At 60.7% G+C, this 19,651-nt stretch carries 20 protein-coding genes and 1 riboswitch; of the genes, 12 read left to right on the top strand and 8 right to left on the bottom strand.

All coding sequences use genetic code 11. The annotated features are described in order from the left end of the window. Window positions 1-18: 18 nt before the first annotated feature. Window positions 19-666, top strand: coding sequence for a TlpA family protein disulfide reductase (locus tag HYPDE_RS00155; protein ID WP_015596266.1), 648 nt, complete (start codon window positions 19-21; stop codon window positions 664-666). A 485-nt stretch (window positions 667-1,151) separates the two neighbouring features. Here HYPDE_RS00155 and HYPDE_RS00150 read toward each other — a convergent pair whose 3' ends face one another. Beyond that, entirely contained in the window at window positions 1,152-1,400 is a 249-nt protein-coding gene (locus HYPDE_RS00150; protein ID WP_041320664.1) for a hypothetical protein, read from the bottom strand. Between the two features lie 262 nt (window positions 1,401-1,662). Here HYPDE_RS00150 and dapD point away from each other — a divergent pair, with 262 nt between their 5' ends. From dapD to dapE, 3 genes are read left to right on the top strand one after another with little or no spacing between them, the layout of a single operon-like run. Next, window positions 1,663-2,499 (top strand): 2,3,4,5-tetrahydropyridine-2,6-dicarboxylate N-succinyltransferase, encoded by an 837-nt coding sequence (gene dapD, locus HYPDE_RS00145; protein ID WP_015596263.1) that lies wholly within the window; start codon window positions 1,663-1,665, stop codon window positions 2,497-2,499. 4 nt (window positions 2,500-2,503) lie between these two features. Then, entirely contained in the window at window positions 2,504-3,265 is a 762-nt protein-coding gene (locus HYPDE_RS00140; protein ID WP_015596262.1) for a hypothetical protein, read from the top strand. Next, window positions 3,262-4,434 carry a succinyl-diaminopimelate desuccinylase gene (dapE, locus tag HYPDE_RS00135; RefSeq protein WP_015596261.1) on the top strand — a complete coding sequence of 391 codons (1,173 nt, stop codon included), beginning with the start codon at window positions 3,262-3,264 and terminating at the stop codon, window positions 4,432-4,434. Before HYPDE_RS00140 ends, dapE begins: the two co-directional genes overlap by 4 nt. A 161-nt stretch (window positions 4,435-4,595) precedes the next feature. Here dapE and HYPDE_RS00130 read toward each other — a convergent pair whose 3' ends face one another. Further along, the gene (locus tag HYPDE_RS00130; protein WP_015596260.1) at window positions 4,596-4,907 is read right to left on the bottom strand and encodes an HU family DNA-binding protein; all 312 of its coding nucleotides are present in this window, start codon (window positions 4,905-4,907) and stop codon (window positions 4,596-4,598) included. A gap of 523 nt (window positions 4,908-5,430) precedes the next feature. On the opposite strand from HYPDE_RS00130, the gene HYPDE_RS00125 reads away from it, so the two are divergent. Then, complete coding sequence (locus HYPDE_RS00125) at window positions 5,431-5,784, top strand: DUF1428 domain-containing protein (protein ID WP_015596258.1); 354 nt, start codon at window positions 5,431-5,433, stop codon at window positions 5,782-5,784. 156 nt (window positions 5,785-5,940) lie between these two features. Here the strand turns inward: HYPDE_RS00125 and HYPDE_RS00120 are convergent, their stop codons facing one another. After that, window positions 5,941-7,065 (bottom strand): 2'-deoxycytidine 5'-triphosphate deaminase, encoded by a 1,125-nt coding sequence (locus tag HYPDE_RS00120; protein WP_015596257.1) that lies wholly within the window; start codon window positions 7,063-7,065, stop codon window positions 5,941-5,943. A gap of 109 nt (window positions 7,066-7,174) precedes the next feature. Further along, a riboswitch (SAM riboswitch) is annotated at window positions 7,175-7,253 on the top strand. 72 nt (window positions 7,254-7,325) lie between these two features. On the opposite strand from HYPDE_RS00120, the gene metZ reads away from it, so the two are divergent. The 4 genes from metZ to HYPDE_RS00100 all read left to right on the top strand — a co-directional run bounded on the left by metZ (window position 7,326) and on the right by HYPDE_RS00100 (window position 10,946). Next, window positions 7,326-8,534, top strand: a complete 1,209-nt coding sequence (metZ, locus tag HYPDE_RS00115) for an O-succinylhomoserine sulfhydrylase (protein ID WP_041319652.1) — start codon at window positions 7,326-7,328, stop codon at window positions 8,532-8,534. An 8-nt stretch (window positions 8,535-8,542) separates the two neighbouring features. Continuing rightward, the gene (apaG, locus tag HYPDE_RS00110) at window positions 8,543-8,986 is read left to right on the top strand and encodes a Co2+/Mg2+ efflux protein ApaG (protein ID WP_015596255.1); all 444 of its coding nucleotides are present in this window, start codon (window positions 8,543-8,545) and stop codon (window positions 8,984-8,986) included. A gap of 15 nt (window positions 8,987-9,001) precedes the next feature. Then, a complete protein-coding gene (gene argE, locus HYPDE_RS00105; protein ID WP_015596254.1) occupies window positions 9,002-10,168 on the top strand; it encodes an acetylornithine deacetylase in 1,167 nt (388 codons plus the stop codon). 217 nt (window positions 10,169-10,385) lie between these two features. Then, the gene (locus HYPDE_RS00100) at window positions 10,386-10,946 is read left to right on the top strand and encodes a histidine kinase (RefSeq protein ID WP_041319650.1); all 561 of its coding nucleotides are present in this window, start codon (window positions 10,386-10,388) and stop codon (window positions 10,944-10,946) included. Between the two features lie 88 nt (window positions 10,947-11,034). On the opposite strand, the gene HYPDE_RS00095 is transcribed toward HYPDE_RS00100, so the two are convergent. From HYPDE_RS00095 to HYPDE_RS00085, 3 genes are read right to left on the bottom strand one after another with little or no spacing between them, the layout of a single operon-like run. Next, complete coding sequence (locus tag HYPDE_RS00095; protein ID WP_015596252.1) at window positions 11,035-11,973, bottom strand: Hsp33 family molecular chaperone HslO; 939 nt, start codon at window positions 11,971-11,973, stop codon at window positions 11,035-11,037. An 18-nt stretch (window positions 11,974-11,991) separates the two neighbouring features. Beyond that, window positions 11,992-12,948, bottom strand: a complete 957-nt coding sequence (gene argF, locus HYPDE_RS00090) for an ornithine carbamoyltransferase (protein ID WP_015596251.1) — start codon at window positions 12,946-12,948, stop codon at window positions 11,992-11,994. Beyond that, complete coding sequence (locus HYPDE_RS00085) at window positions 12,948-14,120, bottom strand: aspartate aminotransferase family protein (protein ID WP_041319648.1); 1,173 nt, start codon at window positions 14,118-14,120, stop codon at window positions 12,948-12,950. Before HYPDE_RS00085 ends, argF begins: the two co-directional genes overlap by 1 nt. 655 nt (window positions 14,121-14,775) lie before the next feature. Here HYPDE_RS00085 and HYPDE_RS00080 point away from each other — a divergent pair. Both HYPDE_RS00080 and ppk2 read left to right on the top strand, forming a co-directional pair. Further along, complete coding sequence (locus HYPDE_RS00080) at window positions 14,776-15,324, top strand: GcrA family cell cycle regulator (protein WP_015596248.1); 549 nt, start codon at window positions 14,776-14,778, stop codon at window positions 15,322-15,324. Window positions 15,325-15,635: 311 nt separating this feature from the next. Beyond that, window positions 15,636-16,469 carry a polyphosphate kinase 2 gene (gene ppk2, locus HYPDE_RS00075; protein WP_244437849.1) on the top strand — a complete coding sequence of 278 codons (834 nt, stop codon included), beginning with the start codon at window positions 15,636-15,638 and terminating at the stop codon, window positions 16,467-16,469. A 4-nt stretch (window positions 16,470-16,473) separates the two neighbouring features. Here ppk2 and HYPDE_RS00070 read toward each other — a convergent pair whose 3' ends face one another. Further along, window positions 16,474-17,319, bottom strand: coding sequence for a hypothetical protein (locus HYPDE_RS00070; RefSeq protein ID WP_015596246.1), 846 nt, complete (start codon window positions 17,317-17,319; stop codon window positions 16,474-16,476). Further along, window positions 17,316-19,040: an AAA family ATPase gene (locus tag HYPDE_RS00065; RefSeq protein ID WP_015596245.1), complete on the bottom strand. Its 1,725-nt coding sequence runs from the start codon at window positions 19,038-19,040 to the stop codon at window positions 17,316-17,318. The genes HYPDE_RS00070 and HYPDE_RS00065 overlap by 4 nt, the downstream gene beginning before the upstream one ends. Window positions 19,041-19,142: 102 nt before the next feature. Between HYPDE_RS00065 and HYPDE_RS00060 the strand changes: the two genes are divergently transcribed. Further along, the gene (locus tag HYPDE_RS00060; protein WP_015596244.1) at window positions 19,143-19,634 is read left to right on the top strand and encodes an MmcB family DNA repair protein; all 492 of its coding nucleotides are present in this window, start codon (window positions 19,143-19,145) and stop codon (window positions 19,632-19,634) included. Window positions 19,635-19,651 lie beyond the last annotated feature (17 nt).

Here is a 19,651-nt window from a genome sequence, read left to right as displayed (position 1 = left end):
GAGAAACAAGGTATCCAGATGGCAGCGAGCAACACGGGTGGGCCGCAAAAGGCCCTTTGGATCGTGGCGCTGACAGCGCTGACTGGGTTCGGCGCCGTATACGTTATCGGAGGCCGGTTCGACAACGCGGGTTCGTCGAAATCGGACACTGTTGCCCAGAATTCCTCGGCCCCGGGCGTCGGCGCATCGGGAGAATCCTCATTCAAATTCGGAAAAATGGCTGCCTTCGTCGCCAAGAAGACGCCGGAGCCGCTGCCCGACATCAAATTCCAGGATGCCGCGGGCAAAGAAGTCACTCTTTCGAGCCTTAAAGGAAAGACGATCCTGCTCAACCTCTGGGCCACGTGGTGCGGACCCTGCCGCGAAGAGATGCCGGCCCTCAACCGGCTACAGGCAAAACTTGGCAGCGATAAATTCGAAGTCGTGGCTTTGAGCCTCGACCGCAAAGGCTATGAGGCTTCGAAGAAGTTCCTCGATGATCTGAAAGCCGACAAGGTGAAGCTCTACGCCGACCCGACCGCCAAGCAGGGAATGGAGCTGAAACTCCTCGGTATGCCGACGACGATCCTGATCAACAAGGACGGGCTTGAGGTCGGCCGCTTGGCGGGCGCTGCCGAGTGGGACTCCGACGACGCCAAGAAGCTCATCCAAGCCGCGATGAACTGACGAGCCTCCGCAACCGAAACGCTTGCGAAACACCTCCAGCATTCCGGCGGACGATGCCTTTGCCGGGGCAGAGGCAGGCGTGTGTCTATACTCCGACAATCCGCTTGGTTCTTCACCCCACCCCCGATCCCTCCCCGTCAAGGGGAGGGGAGAAGTGGATGTGGTGCTGCCCCGCCCAATCTCCGTCGAGGGCAAGTGGACTGCCGTGTCAGCCCTACTCTCTCCCGGTCAAGAGAAAGAAGTGGGGAGCGGTGTTGCTGCGTTTGCGGTCGCGATCGCGATGCCTCGATCACGCTATTCCCCTCCCCCTTGCGGGGAGGGGTTAGGGGTGGGGTAACGATCCGAGCGTGATTTGAGAAATAAGCGCATATCTAAAGCTGAACATGCCCGATATGTCATGGCCGCCCTCGGAGGCGGCCATACAGTGTGACAGGTCCGAATGCCGCCGCCCCGAACTCTGACGACGGCTTATCAGAAACCGCGAATTACTTCTTTTTGACCTTCTGCGTCAGCGCCGAAGCCGCGACCGACTTGGCTTCCTTGCTCGCAGTCTTGCTTCTCAGAATTTTGGAAGCGGCCGCCGCGACTTTCTTACCCGTCGTTTCTTTCGGACTTCCTGTCTGCGTCAGCGCCGAAGCGGCAACGGCCTTCTCCGCCTTGCTCGCCGTCTTGCTCCTCAGGACCTTCGAAGCGGCCGAGGACACCTTCTTGCCAGTGGTTTCCGATTTCGCCATGGACGTCGTTTCCTTGTTGCGAGGGCCGCAAAACGGCGGTCCGACGAAGCGGCAACATGGCAGATTCGCCTCAGCCACGGTATCGCGCGCAAGGCACATGAGCGATTGTTCCCATACGGTGGATCGCCGGCCACGGGGGGATCGACGGAAAACCCTTCCGACCCCGAATTGACAGGCTTGCGGCAAGGGGCGACAAGGCCCGTCGGCATTTTCAACCGACAACAATGACGGAGATCCGACCGAAATGGCCGCCGCAAATACCATGCTCGATCTACAGAAGACCATCGAGAGCGCGTGGGAAAACCGCGATGCCGTTTCGTTCGATACTAAGGGGTCCGTTCGGGATGCGGTCGAGGCCGCCCTTAACCTTCTGGATACGGGCGCCGCGCGTGTTGCCGAGAAGAAGGACGGCGCCTGGACGGTCAATCAGTGGCTGAAAAAGGCAGTTCTTTTGTCTTTCCGCCTCAACGACATGGAAACAATCTCCGGCGGCCCGGCCGGCAGCTTCTATTGGGACAAGGTGCCCCCGAAATTCGCCGGATGGACGGAAGCCGACTTCCGCAAGGGCGGTTTTCGCGTACTGCCGGGCGCCATCGTCCGCCGCTCGGCCTACATCGCACCGGGCGCCGTGTTGCTCCCCTCGTTCGTGAACCTCGGTGCCTATGTCGACAGCGGCACCATGGTCGACACTTGGGCCACCGTCGGAAGCTGCGCCCAGATCGGCAGGAACTGCCATATCTCCGGCGGCGCCGGCATCGGCGGTGTCCTGGAGCCGCTGCAGGCCGGCCCGGTCATCATCGAGGACAACTGCTTCATCGGCGCTCGCGCCGAAGTCGCCGAAGGCGTTCAGGTCGGTGAAGGCTCCGTGCTTTCGATGGGCGTCTATCTCGGGGCTTCGACCACGATCATCGACCGCACGACGGGGGAAAAATTTTTCGGCAAAGTGCCGCCCTATTCGGTCGTCGTCTCAGGGTCGATGGCAGGCAAGTCCCTGCCGAACGGCGAACCGGGGCCGAACCTCTACTGCGCGGTGATCGTCAAGCGGGTCGACGAGAAGACGCGCTCGAAGACAAGCATAAACGAGCTTCTCAGGGATTGAGGCCTTGGCGAAGAAAAAAGAAGACCGGTACCGCTCGCTCGATGCCAACAAGATCATCGAGACACTCGAAAAGCTCGAGCAACGCATCGCGGAGCGTTTTCCCGGCTCCGGTCTTTCTCGTGTCTGCGCGGAACTTATAGCCGTCGCTCGCCAGACGTCCGAGCGCATCGAATCTGTGTCGCGGCCGAATTGGACCTTGCGCACGCTACTGGTTTGTCTTGTCGGTGGCGCCTTCGCGATCCTCTTTTACCTCATATCGCAGGCGACGGCATTCAAAGGCACCGACGAATGGGCCGAAGCGTTGCAAGGCCTCGACGCCTTGTTCAACATCGCCGTTTTGCTGGGCGGTGCAGCGTTCTTCATTTCGACGCTCGAAACACGTTGGAAGCGCGCACGCACGCTTTCGGCGCTGCATGAACTCCGCTCGATCGTGCACGTCATCGACATGCACCAGCTGACCAAAGACCCGAGCACGATGGGCGTTGCCCGCACATCGAATTCTCCCAACCGCGATCTCACGCCGTTTTCGTTGATGCGCTATCTGGACTATTGTTCCGAAATGCTGTCGATGACGGCAAAGTGCGCCGCGCTCTACGCCGCAAGCCTGAGCGATGCGGTGGTCGTCGATACGGTTGGTGATATCGAGCGGCTGACATCCGAGCTTTCGAGCAAGATCTGGCAGAAGATAACGATGGTGCAGAGCTTGGAGGATCGCGACGTGCCTGGACCCGTGATCAGCTACCGACCGACGGTACAAGGTTCATGACGTTTGATCCGACCGATTCCGTTGCCTTGACGCAGGCGCTCATCCGCTGCGAAAGCGTGACGCCGCACGAAGGCGGCGCGCTGACGCTGCTGCAGAATGTTCTCGAGCCGGCCGGCTTCACCTGTCACCGGCTGGTCTTTTCCGAGCCCGGAACACCCGACGTCGACAACCTCTATGCCCGCCTCGGCACGGGCAGACCGCATCTTTCGTTTGCCGGGCACACCGACGTCGTGCCGGCCGGAAACGAATCGGCGTGGACCGTTCCGCCATTCTCCGGCGACATCAGGGATGGCAAAATTTACGGCCGCGGCGCTGTCGATATGAAGGGTTGCGTCGCCGCCTTCGTTTCGGCCGCGCTGAAGTACATTCGCCATTATAGCGGCCTGCCGCGCGGCTCGCTGTCGTTTCTGATCACGGGCGACGAAGAAGGCCCATCGATCAACGGCACGATGAAAATCCTCGACTGGCTCAAGTCGCGCGATGAGGTCGTCGATGCCTGCATCGTCGGGGAACCGTCGAACCCTGAAGCGTTGGGCGACGAGATCCGGATCGGACGTCGCGGGTCCGTCAATGCCGAGATCATCGTCCACGGCAAGCAGGGCCATTCCGCTTATCCGCAAATCGCAGACAATCCGGTGCCGAAGCTCGCCCGCATCATCGATCGCCTCGCGACCGCAAAGCTCGACGATGGGACGCCGGACTTCCAGCCGTCAAACCTGCAGGTGACGGTCATCTCGGTGCCGAACACCGCGACGAACGTCATCCCTGGCAAGGCCGTCGCGAAGATCAACATTCGTTACAACGATCTCTGGCGGCGCCCGACGATCGAAGCCTGGGTCCGCGACAAGCTTGCGCACGCCGCCGCGGAAGTCGGCGCAAAGTACGATCTGAGCTTTTCCGGCACCGGCGACGTCTTCCTGACGAAGCCCGGCCCTCTCGTCTCGACATTGAAAGATGCAGTGCAGTTCGTGACCGGTCGTGTCCCGAAACTGACGACCAGCGGCGGCACATCGGATGCGCGCTTCATCAAGGACATTTGCCCCGTCGTCGAATTCGGCCTCGTCAATGCCACGATCCATCAGGTCGACGAGCACACCAGCATCGCCGACCTCGAAAAGCTCACCGACATTTACGGCCGCTTCATCTCGAACTATTTCCGCACCGGCTGAATACGATACAGCTGCGCTGACGGTCGGCTATCCAGCGTTTCGGGCGGCCGGCTCGCGGAACGCGAGTCGCCCGAAACAATCAAAAAACGAGTCGGCAGCGCCCAACAAAAAAGGCCGCCTTGGAAAGGCGACCTTCTTCAATCCAAACGCTCGAGCGGCCGTTAGATCGACTCTTTGAGTTCCTTAGCCGCGCGGAAGGCGATCTTCTTCGAGGCCTTGATTTTGATGGCTTCGCCCGTCGCCGGGTTGCGGCCCATGCGCGCCGGACGCTTGCGAACCTGCAGCACGCCGAGGCCGCCGATGCGGATGCGCGCGCCCTTCTTCAGATGCTTGGCGATCGAAGCCACAAGGTCTTCGAGCAGCGCGATCGACTGCTTCTTCGGGATCTCATGCGCTTCGGCGAGTGCCGCCGCCATATGCTTCAGAGTGACGGTTTCGATCTTTGCAGCTGCCTTTGCCGGAGCCTTCGCCATGGTTATCCCTCTCATTTGCGAATCGATTTGTATTCGAACACTTACATTGTCGAAGCCCAAAAACACGCTGTTTATGGGGTTTTTTCGAATGAAGCGCGCGAAATGAGCAGCATTTGTTGCCGGAAAGCAAGCGGCAGTTTCATGTTCAGCGCAAAAAAATGTGCCGAAAGCCGGAAGTTTCGGCGCTGATTTGCGGGCCTGATGAGGGCGAGAAGGGAGGAAAATCAGATGGTCAGCGACGTACCGCCGCTGACTTCAATCGTCTGACCGGTGACCCGACCCGAGTTCGGCCCGGCAAGAAAGGCAACGACCTCAGCGACCCGCTGGCCTTGCCGATGCGCTTCAGGGCCTGTCCGTTCAGAACGCCAGCATGGCCCTGGGGATCGTCGACAAAAGCGCTAGCTCGCCGCCCCATTCCAAAACGTCAATTTTCAACGGTCCAGCGTGGCGATTGTCGCCACGAATACCCATTCTCACGGATGTCCGCGTACGACGTTGCAGCTCCAAACAGGGAGAAGACCAAATGGCTTACGTCGATGAGTTTGTTGTTGCAGTCCCCGAGAAATCCATAGCCGACTACAAAAAGCTCGCACGCAAGGCCGGAAAGATCTGGCTGGAACACGGCGCGCTCGAATATGTCGAATGCATCGCCGATGACGTGCCCGTCGGCAAAGTCACCTCGTTCCCACGAGCGGTCAAACTCAAGGAGGATGAAGTCGTGGCTTTCTCCTGGATCGTCTACAAGTCACGCGCGGACCGCGACGCCGTCCTGAAAAAAGTCATGGCCGACCCACGCCTGCCGAAAGACATGTCGCAGATGCCATTCGACGCCAAACGCTTGATTTATGGCGGCTTCAAAACGATCGTTGAGATGTAACTCGTCATCCTCGAGGGGACGAGCTTGCGAGGCCACTCGGGGATCCAGCATAAAAAGCGCCGAAGGCACAATATTGCGCCTTCGACAAATCTTCCGCTGGTTCCCCGGCCTTCGACGCGGCTTCGCCGCGTTCGGCCGAGGATGACGATCACTCTCTTATTTAAAATGCTTCGAAAGCTTCAGTCCCTGCCCCTGGTAGTTTGACTTGAGTCCCTGGCCGTAAATCATATTCGGCGTCTCGATCATGCGCTCGTAGATCAAGCGGCCGATGATCTGCCCGTCTTCGAGAATGAACGGCACCTTATGTGAGCGCACTTCGAGCACGACGCGCGACCCGCCGCCGCCCGCCGGAGCATGGCCGAAACCGGGGTCCATGAAACCCGCATAATGAACCCGGAACTCGCCGACCAGCGGGTTGAACGGCACCATTTCCGCGGCGTGCGTCGGCGGCACGTGCACCGCCTCTTTCGAGGCAAGGATATAGAATTGATCCGGGTCGAGGATCAGCCGATGCCTGTCCTTGACATAAATAGGGTCCCAATAATCTTCGATGGGATAGGCATCCGGCTTGTCGACATCGACGACGCCCGTATGCCGCCGCGCGCGAAACCCGACGAGCCCCTTGGCATCGCCCGCCAGATCGACCGACAGCGCGATGCCACCCGAGATGTCGGCATCCTCAGTCGAAACCAACCGCTCGCGCTTATGCAGCTCCTTGAGATCGACATCGCTGTCGGCCGCCGTGCCGACGCGAAAGCGGATTTGCGAAAGCCGCGAACCCTTCCTTACGACGATTGGGAACGTCTGCGGGCAAATCTCCGCGAAGAGTGGCCCGTGATATCCGTGGGGGATCTGATCGAACGCGCCCACTCCGTCGGCAATGACGCGCGTGAAAACATCAAGTCGCCCTGTCGAGCTTTTCGGGTTGGCGGAAGCCTCGATATCCGCAGGCAGCTCCAGACTTTCGAGCAACGGCACGATATAGACGCAGCCTGTTTCGAGCACAGCGCCCTGACTCAAGCTGATCGTATGCAGCGCGAGGTCGTCGAGCCTCGACTGCACGCGCCCGCCGGGCTTGGGCAGAAAGCTCGCCCGAACCCGATACGCGACCGGCCCAAGTCTCAGGTCGAGGCTGGCCGGCTGCACTTGCGTTTCCGCGACCGGCTCCGCAAGCATGATCTGCCCGGACGCAATCATTCGAGTAATGCCCTGCGACGGAACGATGCCTTGAGCCGCATCGCGCCGCTTCGACGCCGCAATGATCCTCTCTGCTTTCGCCATATGTTCCTTCGCCTTTTAAATCCACTTCAACGGAACAATACGTCCGCGCCGACCGCCGATCCCTAAGACAGCCGCCCCTTGACGCCAAGGGGCACCGGAGTTAATCCCCGAGACGTTCCGTGGTCCTTTGGCCGGCCGGCTTGCAGCCACGTTAAAAAAGTCGCTAAAGAGGCCATGTGCGCTCCCGGTTTCCCGCGCCCGGCCTCAACGCCCGGCACCCGTGGACCGGGTTTTTTGTTGGCGCGAAAGGCTTGTTTCCAATGGCAAATGAAGAGCAACACTCTGCCGGGCAAAATTGGCGGCCCGAGACCGCCCTCGTCCATGCTGGCATCACACGATCGCAATGGAACGAAACGGCCGAAGCGCTCTATCTCACGCAGGGTTTCGTTTATAATACTGCCGAGCAGGCCGAGGCCCGCTTTAAGCAGGAGGACCCGGGATTCCAGTATACCCGCTTCGGCAATCCGACGACGTCCATGTTCGAGGATCGGCTCAGGATATTCGAAGGCGCTGAGGCATGTCTCGCCACTGCAACCGGCATGGCGGCCGTCACCGCCTCGATCCTCTCTTACGTCAAAACGGGTGACCACATTGTCGCGGCACGAGCCATGTTCGGGTCCTGCCGCAACGTCATCGAATTGATCTGCGGGCGTCTCGGCGTCACCTCGACCTTGGTCGATGGCAAGGACTTGAACGCCTGGCGCGACGCCATCCAACCAAATACGAAGATGTTCTTCTTCGAAACGCCGTCGAACCCGAACCTCGAACTCGTCGATATTGCCGAGGTCAGCAAGATTGCCCGCGAGAAGGGCATCGTGACGATCGTCGACAATGTGTTCGCGACGCCGATGCTCCAGCGGCCGATCGCGCTCGGGGCCGACGTCGTCGTCTATTCCGCGACCAAGCACATCGACGGCCAAGGTCGCTGCCTCGGCGGCGCCGTGCTCGGAAAAATCGATTTTATCACGAAATACGTGCAGGAATGGCTTCGCCAGACTGGCCCCTCCATGTCGCCGTTCACTGCGTGGATGCTGCTCAAGAGCCTGGAAACCATGCCCGTCCGCATTCGGGCAGCATGCGCGTCCGCTGCAAAGATTGCCGATCTGCTCGCGGGCCTAAAAGGGGTGACGCGGGTCATCTATCCGGGCCGCTCAGACCATCCGCAGGCAGAGCTTGCCGCAAAACAGATGCCTGGCGGCGGCCAGATGATCGCTTTCGAGGTCGAAGGTGGAAAAAAGGCAGCCTTCAAGTGCCTCAACGCGCTGCGCCTCATCATCATTTCGAATAACCTGGGGGACACCAAAAGCATCGTCACGCACCCGGCGACGACGACGCACTTCAAGCTGACTCCCGCCCAGCGCGAAGAACTGGGCATTAGCGATGGCATGATCCGGCTTTCTATCGGGCTTGAAGCCGCCGAAGATTTGGCCGACGATCTGACGAACGCGGTAAAGGCGGCCTCGGGCTGACAGGAACCATGACCAAGAACACGCCGGCATCGACATCGAAAAGACAGGTCGCCAGCCACCCTTATGAAGCCATCACGCGTGGCATCCGTATTCGCGTCGAGCCGCAGTACCTGGACGATCAGTCATCGCCCGAGGACAGTCATTTCGTCTGGTCCTATGCGGTCGAGATCAGCAACGACGGCCAGGAAGCGGTTCAGCTTAAATCGCGCACGTGGCGCATCACCGATGCGCTCGGCCATACCGAAGAAGTGCGCGGCCCGGGCGTCATCGGCCAGAACCCGGTGATCCAGCCCGGCGAGTCGTTCAACTACATGTCCGGCTGCCCGTTGAAGACGCCTCAGGGCATCATGGTCGGCAGCTATCAAATGACGGACGAGTCCGGCACGCTGTTCGACGTCGCCATTCCGGCATTCTCGCTGGATAGCCCCTACACGCGCCGCAGCATGAACTGATCGCGGTGGCCGGAAATGAGTGCGGGAAGCGAAACTCAAACACCGGCAGAGTTGCTGGCTCGCCTCGTCGCGTTCGATACGACGAGCTACCGGAGCAACCTTGGCATCATCGCCTTCATCGAAGACTATTTAAGCCAGCACGGCGTTGCATCGCGCCGGATCGTCAGCGGCGACGGCGAGAAATCGTCGCTCTACGCGACCATTGGGCCTGATGACGAAGGCGGCGTAGCGTTATCGGGACATACCGACGTCGTACCCGTCGATGGCCAAACCTGGACCAGCGACCCGTTCACGATGAGAGCCGCCGACGGACGTTATTATGGTCGCGGCACGGCGGATATGAAAGGCTTCATCGCGGCGGTTCTGGCGGCAACACCGGATTTCAAACGCCGGAAGCTCAAGACGCCGATCCACTTCGCGTTCTCCTACGATGAGGAAGTCGGCTGCCTTGGCGTTCGCCCGATGCTCGCGGAACTCGGCAAGGACCTGCCGAAACCCCGCATGGTCGTCGTCGGCGAACCGACATCGATGCAAGTCGTCGATGCCCATAAGGGCCCTGTGCGCTGGCTCGTTGAAGTCAAGGGCCGGGCGGCGCATTCGAGCATGGCTCCGCTCGGCGTCAACGCCATCACTTACGCGGCGCGCCTTATCGGTGAGCTTGAGCGCATCGAAGGCGAACTCAAGAAAACCGTTCGCAACGCCCGTTTCGATCCCGACTACCCGACGCTGCAGGTAACCATGCTTGAAGGTGGCACGGCGTCGAACATCATTCCCATAAGCTGCACGTTCGGATTCGAGGTGCGCGCGTTGCCGGGCCTTGATCCGGCAATCATCGAACGCCGCCTGCGCCTGTTTGCCGAGACGGAATGCCTGCCCGAAATGCGCCTCGTCGCGCCGGAGTCCGAGATTTCCATAACGCGAAAGAATACCGTCACACCCTTCGGGGCCGACCGGACGTCCGACGTCGTCGCACTCGCCCTGAAGCTTACGGGCCAAAACGAAACCCACACTGTTTCCTTCGCAACGGAAGCAGGGCTGTTTCAGGAGGCCGGCGCTCCGGCCGTCGTCTGCGGCCCGGGAGATATCGCGCAAGCCCATACCGCCGACGAGTGGATCGCCGAAAGCGAGATCGCAAAGTGCTTGGCGTTTCTGAAGCGGCTCGGAGATTGGGCGGAAGCCTGACGCGCTTACGCTGCGCTCGAAGACGAAGCGAGAAGAAATATTAGGCCACATCAAAAGCTTAACAGGATTTCTCAGTTTATGTGACATCACTGCGACATCTTTGAGCACTTTTGCATCGACCCACCGCTTTTTCAGGCTCTGCCGCGCAATCGACGCAGTGTTAGGAGTACGAATGCGCCTTTAGCCAGCAAGCACTCGCGATCACAGAGACAGTCTCATGCCCCTGCGCTTTAAATCTTTGCCTTCCCTCCTTTGCGCAACCGTAGCCGGGCTTATGCTGTCGGCATGTTCGACGACGCCGTTGCCGTCGATCGGATCGATCAATCCGTTTGGAGGCAACTCGCTGTCTGAAGTCGATCGCGCATTTCTACAGGCTGCCGGAAGCTGGGACACGAACCACGACAACGTCGTGACGTGCAACGAATGGAAATCTTACGCCGAAGACCTGTTCAACGGCGCAGACGCCGATCACGATGACTCTCTGGACGCCAACGAGTGGCCTAATCTCATCAAGGTCGATCGCCTCTTCGAGACTGCAAACTTGCAATATTACGATGCGAACGGCGACGGCAAAGTCACTCGCGCCGAGTTTGTCGACAAGCAGAACCCCGCGTTCGTTCTGATGGACAAGGCCGGAACCTGTAAGCTTGACGGTTCGCAAATCGCCAGCGCTCGCTCCAAGACGGAATATGACGTCTCCGGCGCCAAGCCTCAAAGTGGCGACCCGCGTGAAGCGAGCGGCCAAGCCGGTAAGGTCGCCAACGGCGGTATGCGCTAACGGTTACGACCTCCCTCGTCGCACCGTCACGGCTGCCTGCGGCCAAAGTGGAAAAAATCGCGGTTCGCGGATAGCGCGCGGGCCGAACCTAGCCACCGGCCTGCTTCAGATCGTCGAGAGAAAATGAATACCGCGACGTGCAGAACTCGCATGTGACGACGATCCTGCCGCTGTCGTCGCACATATCGGTAAGCTCAGCCGCCCCGAACGTGGTCAGCACGTTCTCGACCTTCGCACGGCTGCATCTGCAGAACGAGAAAAGGGGAATCGCACGCTCGATCGCGACCTGCTCTTCATGAAATAGTCTGAGCAGCAAACGCTCGACAGGCAGCTCAGGATCGAGAAGCTCGTAGTCTTCGACGGTCGCAGCGAGCATCTCGACACGGCGCCAGTCTTCACCGGCTCGATTGTCATCCGAATTTCTCTCAGTCGTCAGACTTTGAACCATCAATCCACCGCCGCGCCGATGCCATCGCGACGTAACAGACGCCGCCTGACGCGCCGCGATGAACTGGTTCGCGACCGCAATCCGGATAAACGTCGGCAGGCCTTCTCGTTGCTCGAAATAGGCCGCCGCCGTTGCCTGCAGCGGAGCATTTTCAAATGCGAGAACACCTTGATACCGTTCCTCGCCAGGGCCGGAATCGAGCGTCAGCGCGAGGTGTCCGGTGCCAAGATCCATGCCCTGAGTATTGGCAACATTCAGCTTGGCCTCGTCATAACGCGCATATCCGCGCAATCGCCCAGGTGCCGCGTAGTCGGCAACGAGAATTGACACCGCTCCGCTCGCGCGCACCTGCAGATTGAGATTGCCCCCATCGGGTAGAGCCGAACCACAGAGTGCGGCCAAAGCGATGGCCTCCGACAGATACCGGCTTGGAGCGTCCGGCATCGCATGCGGCGTGACGATCTCATCGAGCATCTTGCCAAGTCGGACAAGCCGGCCGCGGACGTTCGAGCGTCGCGTGCGAAAGACGACGACACTGTCGTCAGCCGACAGGCGCGGCGGCTGCGGGTTGTTTGGCATACGGCGCCGCTCGAACGTTTAGCCGCCAAAACACCAGGCAAGAATGGCCTTCTGCGCATGCAGCCGGTTTTCGGCTTCGTCGAAAACAACCGATTGCAGCCCTTCGAGCACCTCTTCACTCACCTCATGTCCGCGATATGCGGGCAGGCAATGCATGAAGATGGCGTTCTTGTTGGCCTTGCTCATCAGCTTGGCATCGACGGCATAGGGCGCCAGCATCTTCTTGCGCTTGGCGGCATCCGATTGCCCCATCGACACCCAGGTGTCGGTGACGACGCAATCGGCTCCCTTCACCGCTTCGTTGGGATCGGTGCTGATTTCCACATTGCCCTTCTCGCGCCGAACCCAGTCGATGAACTCGGCTTCGGGATAAAGGGCTTTCGGACAAGCGAGCCTGAGCTTGAACCCGAAACGGACTGCCGCGTGCATCCACGAAACGGCAACGTTGTTGCCGTCTCCGACCCAGGCCACCGTCCGGCCTTTGATGGGCCCGAGGTGCTCCTCGAACGTTTGGATGTCCGCCATGATCTGGCATGGATGACTCTTTTCAGTCAGCCCGTTGATGACCGGGATTGTCGCGTGACGCGCAAGCTCCGCGAGCGTGGCGTGCGCATTGGCGCGGATCATGATGCCGTCGGCATAGCGCGACAGCACACGCGCCGTGTCCGCAACAGATTCGCCGCGTCCAAGCTGCAGATCATCGTGATTGAGCGTCAAAGCTCCGCCGCCGAGCTGGCGCATCGCGACATCGAACGACACGCGCGTCCGCGTCGAGGGCTTCTCGAAAATCAGCACCAATACGCAATCTTCGATGCCTTTCGGACGCAAGTCTGCAGGCACGCGTTTTCCCGCACGCTTCATCGCGTGCGCGTTGTCGATGATCTTGCGCAACGTCTCGGCATCGAGATCGGCAATATCGAGAAAATGCCTTGGGCCCTGTTTGGCAGCCATTAAAGTCGGAGCCTTCTCCAGCATCAGCGAACCTCGTGAGCGACGCGCGAAAGTGCGCGTGACAGCATTTGCACCGCCTCGGCGATTTCCTTGTCCGAGGCGATCAGGGGTGGAAGAACACGGACGCTGTTGTCGCCGGCACCGACGAGCAGCAGCTTTTCACCGGCGGCCGCCTTGACGACCTCCTGAGGCGAGACGTGATCCTTAAGTTTAAGACCAGTCAAAAGCCCAGCACCACGAACTTCTTCGACGATATCCGCGTGCTGGTCCTTGAGACCCGAAAGCCCCTGCTTCAGATGCAGCGCTTTCGCGCGCACGGAGTCCAGAAAATCGGGATCTGCAACGATATCGAGCACCGTCGACGCTACCGCCATTGCCAAGGGATTGCCGCCGAACGTCGATCCATGCGTGCCCGGCGTCATGCCTTTCGCGGCTTCCGCCGTCGCCAGGATCGCGCCAACCGGAAATCCACCGCCCAAACCCTTCGCGACCGCCATCACGTCCGGCGTTATGCCGGCCCACTCGTGGGCGAAAAGCTTGCCCGTGCGGCCGACGCCCGTCTGCACCTCGTCGAGAACGAGAAGCAAACCGTGCCGATCGCAAAGATCGCGGATGGCGCGGAGGTCCTCCGGCGAAAACGCGCGAACGCCGCCTTCACCCTGGATCGGCTCGAGCATGATCGCCGCCGTCTCGGGGCCAATAAGGGCTTCGAGTGCTTCAAAATCACCGGGATCGACGTGATCGAACCCCTGAGCCTCGGGCCCGAAGCCTTCCAAATATTTTTCGTTTCCTGCCGCAGCCAGCGTCGCAAGCGTTCGCCCGTGAAAGGCGCCGCGGAACGCGATGATCCGCTGCCGCTCTGGCCGCCCCGAGGCATAGTGATAGCGCCGCGCAACCTTGATTGCGCCTTCGCACGCTTCCGCTCCCGAGTTGCAGAAGAAGACACGCTCGGCGAACGTCAGCCGCGTCAGCTTTTCGGCAACGGTTTCCTGACCTTCGACGCGATACAGGTTCGATGTGTGCCAGAGCTTCTCGGCTTGCGCCTTGAGTGCCGCGACGAGAGCCGGATGCGCATGACCGAGCGCGTTGACCGCAACGCCCGAACCGAAATCGAGATACCGTTCGCCGCTTTCTGCGAAAAGCCAGCAGCCTTCCCCGCGGACGAACACAATGTTCTGCCGGCCGTAGGTGCCCATGACGGCCGTCGACGGCTCGGCCGATGGTGAAGATGAGCGACCGGGTGTTTTCCCCAGCGCGGCGGGGGAAGTAGCCATGTGCGTGGATAACCCCAGGCGAAAAATCAAAAAGCCGCCCACTTCCGGCGGCTCGAATACAACCACTGATACGCGTTGACCGAATGACTGTCAACGAATGTCCCGTATTCCCGCAGTGTCGCGAGTAGAACGGCGAGCGCCACAACCCAATGGTTGAAAGGAGGGGCTCCGAACAGGCAATTCGGACATATCCCCCGCCGCGAATCGTTCTGTTGCTGCCTCGCAACGTATCCCTGTCAATACCCTTATGATTAAACCTCTGTCTTGTAGGCGGGATTCAGCATGTTGTAATTTACCCTCGTTGGGCCACGAGATGTGGCGGCGCTTGAAACGCCTCCCGTCCGGCTGTGTATCGGCTCCAACCGCGCCCTGGGCAGCCTTGTATGCGCCGCCCGCGTCATTAGCGCGTATGTTCTGCGTTCTCCTGAAGTTTCTGCGTTTGTAACCGGTCGGGACCGTCGTCCTGCGTCGGCGTGCTGTCTTTGACTGCGCGCGCGCGGGTCTCGCGTTCGGCCGTGGTTCTGCGGGCACCGGGGGTGCACGCCGCTGATGCGGCTCGAGAGGGAGCATACGACGCATGTCTTGGACTGATGAGCGCGTGGATCTGTTGAAAAGGCTCTGGTCGGAAGGACTAAGCGCTAGCCAGATCGCCGGCCGTCTTGGAAGTGTGACCCGCAATGCGGTCATTGGAAAGGTTCACCGCCTTGGCCTCTCCGGCCGGGCAACCACGTCGCGCATGAAGACACATCGACCGCGCAGCCGCATGGCCAATGCCAAGAGGCCGGTGAAACCGCGCTTCGCGCAGTCGGGGAATCCCGCAGTCCGTGCACTTTACATGGACTCCGAAGCCTACGTGCCTCCGGCGGAGGAGATCGAAATCCCGCTCGCCGAGCGCAAGACCATCCAGACGCTGACAGAGTGCAGCTGCCGCTGGCCGATTGGCGATCCGCAGACGCCGGAATTCCATTTCTGCGGCCGCACCAAGGTACCGCTGCTTCCATATTGCGAGGTTCACGCCCGCCGCGCCTTCCAGCCGGTCGCGCCGCGCCGCCGCGAGCGCACCGAAGTCGAAAGCCCGACTGCCACCGCCATTCTCGCAGCAGCCGACCCGAAGCAGCGAGCCTGAAATATTCCGCGGGCTAGCCGGGGGGCAAGCCGGCGGAGCACGGAAAGCCAGCAGTCTGCGGGGAGACTGCTGGCTTTTCTATATCCACGTCGCTAACCGTCTTGGCTCCCCCGGTGAACGAGCCTTTTGCACTGTGCTAGCTTCATGGCTTGCATCGTCGTCGCATCACCGTCAGGAGACGTCCCGTGTCCAAAAGCAAAGGCAAAGGGAAGTCGAACAAGGATCAGGCTGCCGCCTCTGCAGTTAAGGCGAGCGACGGCGAGCCGTCGGCAGCCGACCGCAAAGCCGCAAAGAAACTCGCCGCGAGCGAAATTACCTCGAATTTTCCATACGATTTTTCAATCGACGCCCCAAAGCTGCCCAAGGCGGTGGACGATGCCGCGATGCGCTCCGGCGGCTACCCTTATGACGAGCGTATGAAGCGTGCGGAGTACGAAGACCGTCTGCTCGCGCTCCAGATCGAACTGGCCAAACTCCAGAAACACAATTTGAAAACCGGCGGCCGCATCCTCTGCCTCTACGAAGGCCGTGACGGCTCCGGCAAAGGCTCATGCATCAAGGCCTTTAACCAGCACATGAACCCGCGCAACACGCGCACCGTGGCGCTGACTAAGCCAACCGAGACCGAGCGCGGTCAACTCTACTTCCAGCGCTACGCCGTGCACCTGCCGACCGCTGGCGAAATCGTTCTATTCGACCGCTCCTGGTATAATCGTGCCGGCATCGAGCGCGTCATGGGATTCTGCACCGAGCATCAGCTGGCGATATTCCTGCGCGAAGCGCCGGAGTTCGAAGGCCTGCTCGTCCGCGACGGCATCAGGCTGTTCAAATTTTACCTGACGATCGGCCGCGAAATGCAATTGAAGCGCTTTTACGAGCGCCGCCAGGACCCGCTGAAGCAGTGGAAGCTTTCCGACATCGATATCGCGTCGCTCTCAAAATACGATGACTACACGACAGCCGAGGTCGAGATGTTTCGCTTCACCAACACGGTCATTGCACCTTGGACGGTGGTGCGCGCCAACGATCAGCGCCGTGCCCGCCTCGAAACCATCCGCCACGTGCTACTGGCCATCGACTATGAGGGTCGAGATTTTGAGGCCATCGGCGAGGCCGATCCGCAAATCATCTATTCGCCCAAGTAAAAGATCACCTGACGAGCAGGATCGGTGCCTGGATCGCCGCCGACGCGCGGGAGAGTTCGCGGCCATCGGAGAACGCCGCGCCGCCAAAGCGCGCAACGACGAAGGCTGGCTTCATGCGCGCGACGATCTCAGTCAGCGCGCCCGGCACACCGAATGTCGGTCCGGCGGGCGCGAACGTGACTATGGATGCTTCTGCCGTCAACAGCCGCGCCTGATGTTCAAGCTCGGCATACTCTGCTGACGTCTCCGCACCGATCACGAGATGAATGGCGACGTCGGGCTGCGATAACCGCTCCGCCGCACGCAGCATCGACGGTAAACGCTCGCCGTCTTCGACGATGACACCGACACCCGCCTTCTTCTTTTCCGGCCGCTCGCCGCACAAGAGAAAACCTGTCGCGCCGCTGACATTGGCGAGCAGTGAGTTGATGACCGACTGGCTTCCAACAGCCTGTATGCCCGTCAACGCCACGATATTCCAAGGCCCCCGCATCAGGCACATCTCGGAAATCCGATCGACGGCATCGCCTTGCGCGAGAGCATGGCGAACCTTCACCTTATGCACCCGGCTCGCATCCTCGACCGTTCGCCGGCAGCGCTGCGCCAAGAGCTGGAAACGGTGGGCGATGGGAGGAATGTCTGGCAGTCCGACCTGACCGATACGACGAAAAGGAACATCGCCGCTTTCGTCCGCACACTGGTCGACGACGATTGTCTCGATTTCGGCGTCATAGGCGGCAGCCAAGCGCATCGGCGCGTCGAGAACCGCCGGAGTGCAGCGCGCCTCAGGATCGAGCCACAGAACGACGCGGCCGCTGAGCTCGGAAGCTTCGGCCACGTGCGCGATCATAGGGCATCACCGTCGGCGCGATGCGCCAAAGCTTCCGTAACGTCGGACGCCCTGATTTGTGAAGCGTCGCGCTTTCCGGCGACGACATCGGCATCCTTGAGCAGATGCAGGAGTGTCGTGCGCGACAGCGAAACGCGGCCGCCGCCACGCCGTATCGCATCCTTGTAGATGATCGGCGCAACGCTCGGCGCCAGCGGCCGCAAGGCATGATCGGACGCGAGCCGCGCCGCGCCTTTGGAAAATTCGTTTTCGGGCATATCCGCGAGCGGCGCCGTGGAGTTGAGTTTGGCGACATGCGGAAAATGCTTGACGATCCCGGGCTCGATTGCTTCGAGCTTCGACCACGACTGGTCGTCGGCAACCAGGATGAGGGTTGCAGCGAGCGGCACCGGATCGGCCTTGATCGATATGCCCGGACCGCTGATCGGCGTGATCTCGCGCGACGCGAGCACGGCGCTTAAAGCTGACCAGGCCTTCGGATTGGCCGCAAGCCGCCAGGCTTCGATGATCACGAATCCCGACCCGGCGCGTGCCAGATGCCCTGGGACATGTGCGGGACGCCCCAGCGCATCGCGGCCGATCTCACCCAAGAGATCGACGGGCGACACGTGCCTCACGGTCACGACCTTGCGAAGCTCAATCGAGTCATCGGCAGCGAAATTGAGCGGCACGGCCGCCGACAATCCCACGGCGCCACCCGACGTGGACGACTCCACAAATGCTTCTTCGATGGCGTCAATGGCCGCCACGATCGACAGGTCTTCGGTATACGAACGCTTGAGCGCCACGAGACTTGGCCGGATGGCGCGCAATGCCGTCTGCCTGACGAGCGCCTCGTACTTCTCGCTCGCCTCGAACTCGACATCGGGAAGCGTCGCCACGATCGACTGCAACTCTCCTTCGAGAGTCGTGATCTTGGCCTCCACGTTCCGCTTCAGAGCTTCCGGAAGCGCCCGGAAAACGTCGGAGCGGACGACACGTCCCTCATGCATCGGCGCCAGCACATAGCCGTCCAAGGATTTGACAACCGCAATGTTCTGCGATTCCGCACGCCGTCGCACTTCATCGACGGCCTTGTCGCCAAGATAGCGGATTTCCTCTTCGAGCAGATCGAGGCTGATACGATGCTCGTCGCTTTTGATATGCCGCTCGAAGGCAATGGTCGCCCTCTCGACGGCGATACGCAGATCTCGCACGAGGTCCGCGGCTTTCCCGCTCGGCACGGCGAAGGCTTTCGCACGCGTCGGTGTTTGGCGCCCGATGACGTAGATCCAATCGTCGGCTGCCTTGCGCGCCGTTTCCGCTGCAAGTTCTTCCGCGAGCGTTAGCCGTCCTGTACCGGGCTCTCCGAGAATGAGAACATGCTCGCCGGGCTTCGCAGAAAGTGCGGCACGAATTTTCGCGACCGCGCGCTTCTGTCCGAAGACATGCGGCTGTTCGACAGGCGCAATCGGCGACGGTTCGGTCGGAACCTGCGGTGGCTTGATCTGCTTCGTATCCTGAACTTCAATCTGCCCGGCAGTGCTCGCGACGCCGGCCAGCCTGTCGGCGAGCCGTGTCGTCACCAGCGTGACGACATTGGTCTGTGGTGGTGGCTGGGGTGGCGACTCTGGCGACTGCTTGCTGGCGGGTTCCGTCTGCGCGGCTGGTTCGGAAGAGCGCTCTTCGGTGACGACCGGCGTCTCGGCTTTCTTTGCCGATCTGTTGCGCCAGAAAACCATGCCACAATCCCCCCGGAAGGCGATGCCTCTAGACCGGCGGACGTTGTGAGTTGCCCGCCATTCGCTTGCCTCTGACTGTCGCACCGCCATAATGGCGGCACCATGACGGACGCACCTTCCTCCGCAATGAATAATACAGCGACGACAGAAGTTGCCGCTCGTGACGATGCACGCGCTCGGGCGATCCTGCGCGGCACGCAAAGACTTTTACGGTCTCTTAACTTTGAAAGTCTGAGCGAGGTATCGCTTGGAAATGGCCGCCGCGCCGATGTTCTGGCCCTGGCGCGCGACGGAACAGTGTGGATCGTTGAAATCAAATCGAGCATTGCCGATTTCCGTGCCGACCGGAAATGGCACGAATATCGAGACTATTGTGATGCGCTGCTGTTTGCCGTCGCGCCGGATTTTCCGTCCGAGATTCTTCCCGGCGATACCGGCTTGATCCTTGCCGATGCCTATGCGGGCGAGCTGGTGCGGGAAGCCCCGCAACATCCCATTGGGACTGCGCGGCGCAAAGCGTTAACGCTATCGTTTGCGCGCACAGCAGCAATGCGCCTGCTCACGCAGGTGGACCCCGGCGCCGGGATGGAATGAAGCAGAAAAAACCGGCC

This window comes from Hyphomicrobium denitrificans 1NES1 (assembly GCF_000230975.2).
In the GTDB taxonomy this organism is placed as follows: Bacteria; Pseudomonadota; Alphaproteobacteria; order Rhizobiales; family Hyphomicrobiaceae; genus Hyphomicrobium_B; species Hyphomicrobium_B denitrificans_A.
The sequence above is the reverse complement of the archived record's forward strand: the minus strand, read 5'-3'. Positions and strand labels throughout refer to the sequence as shown.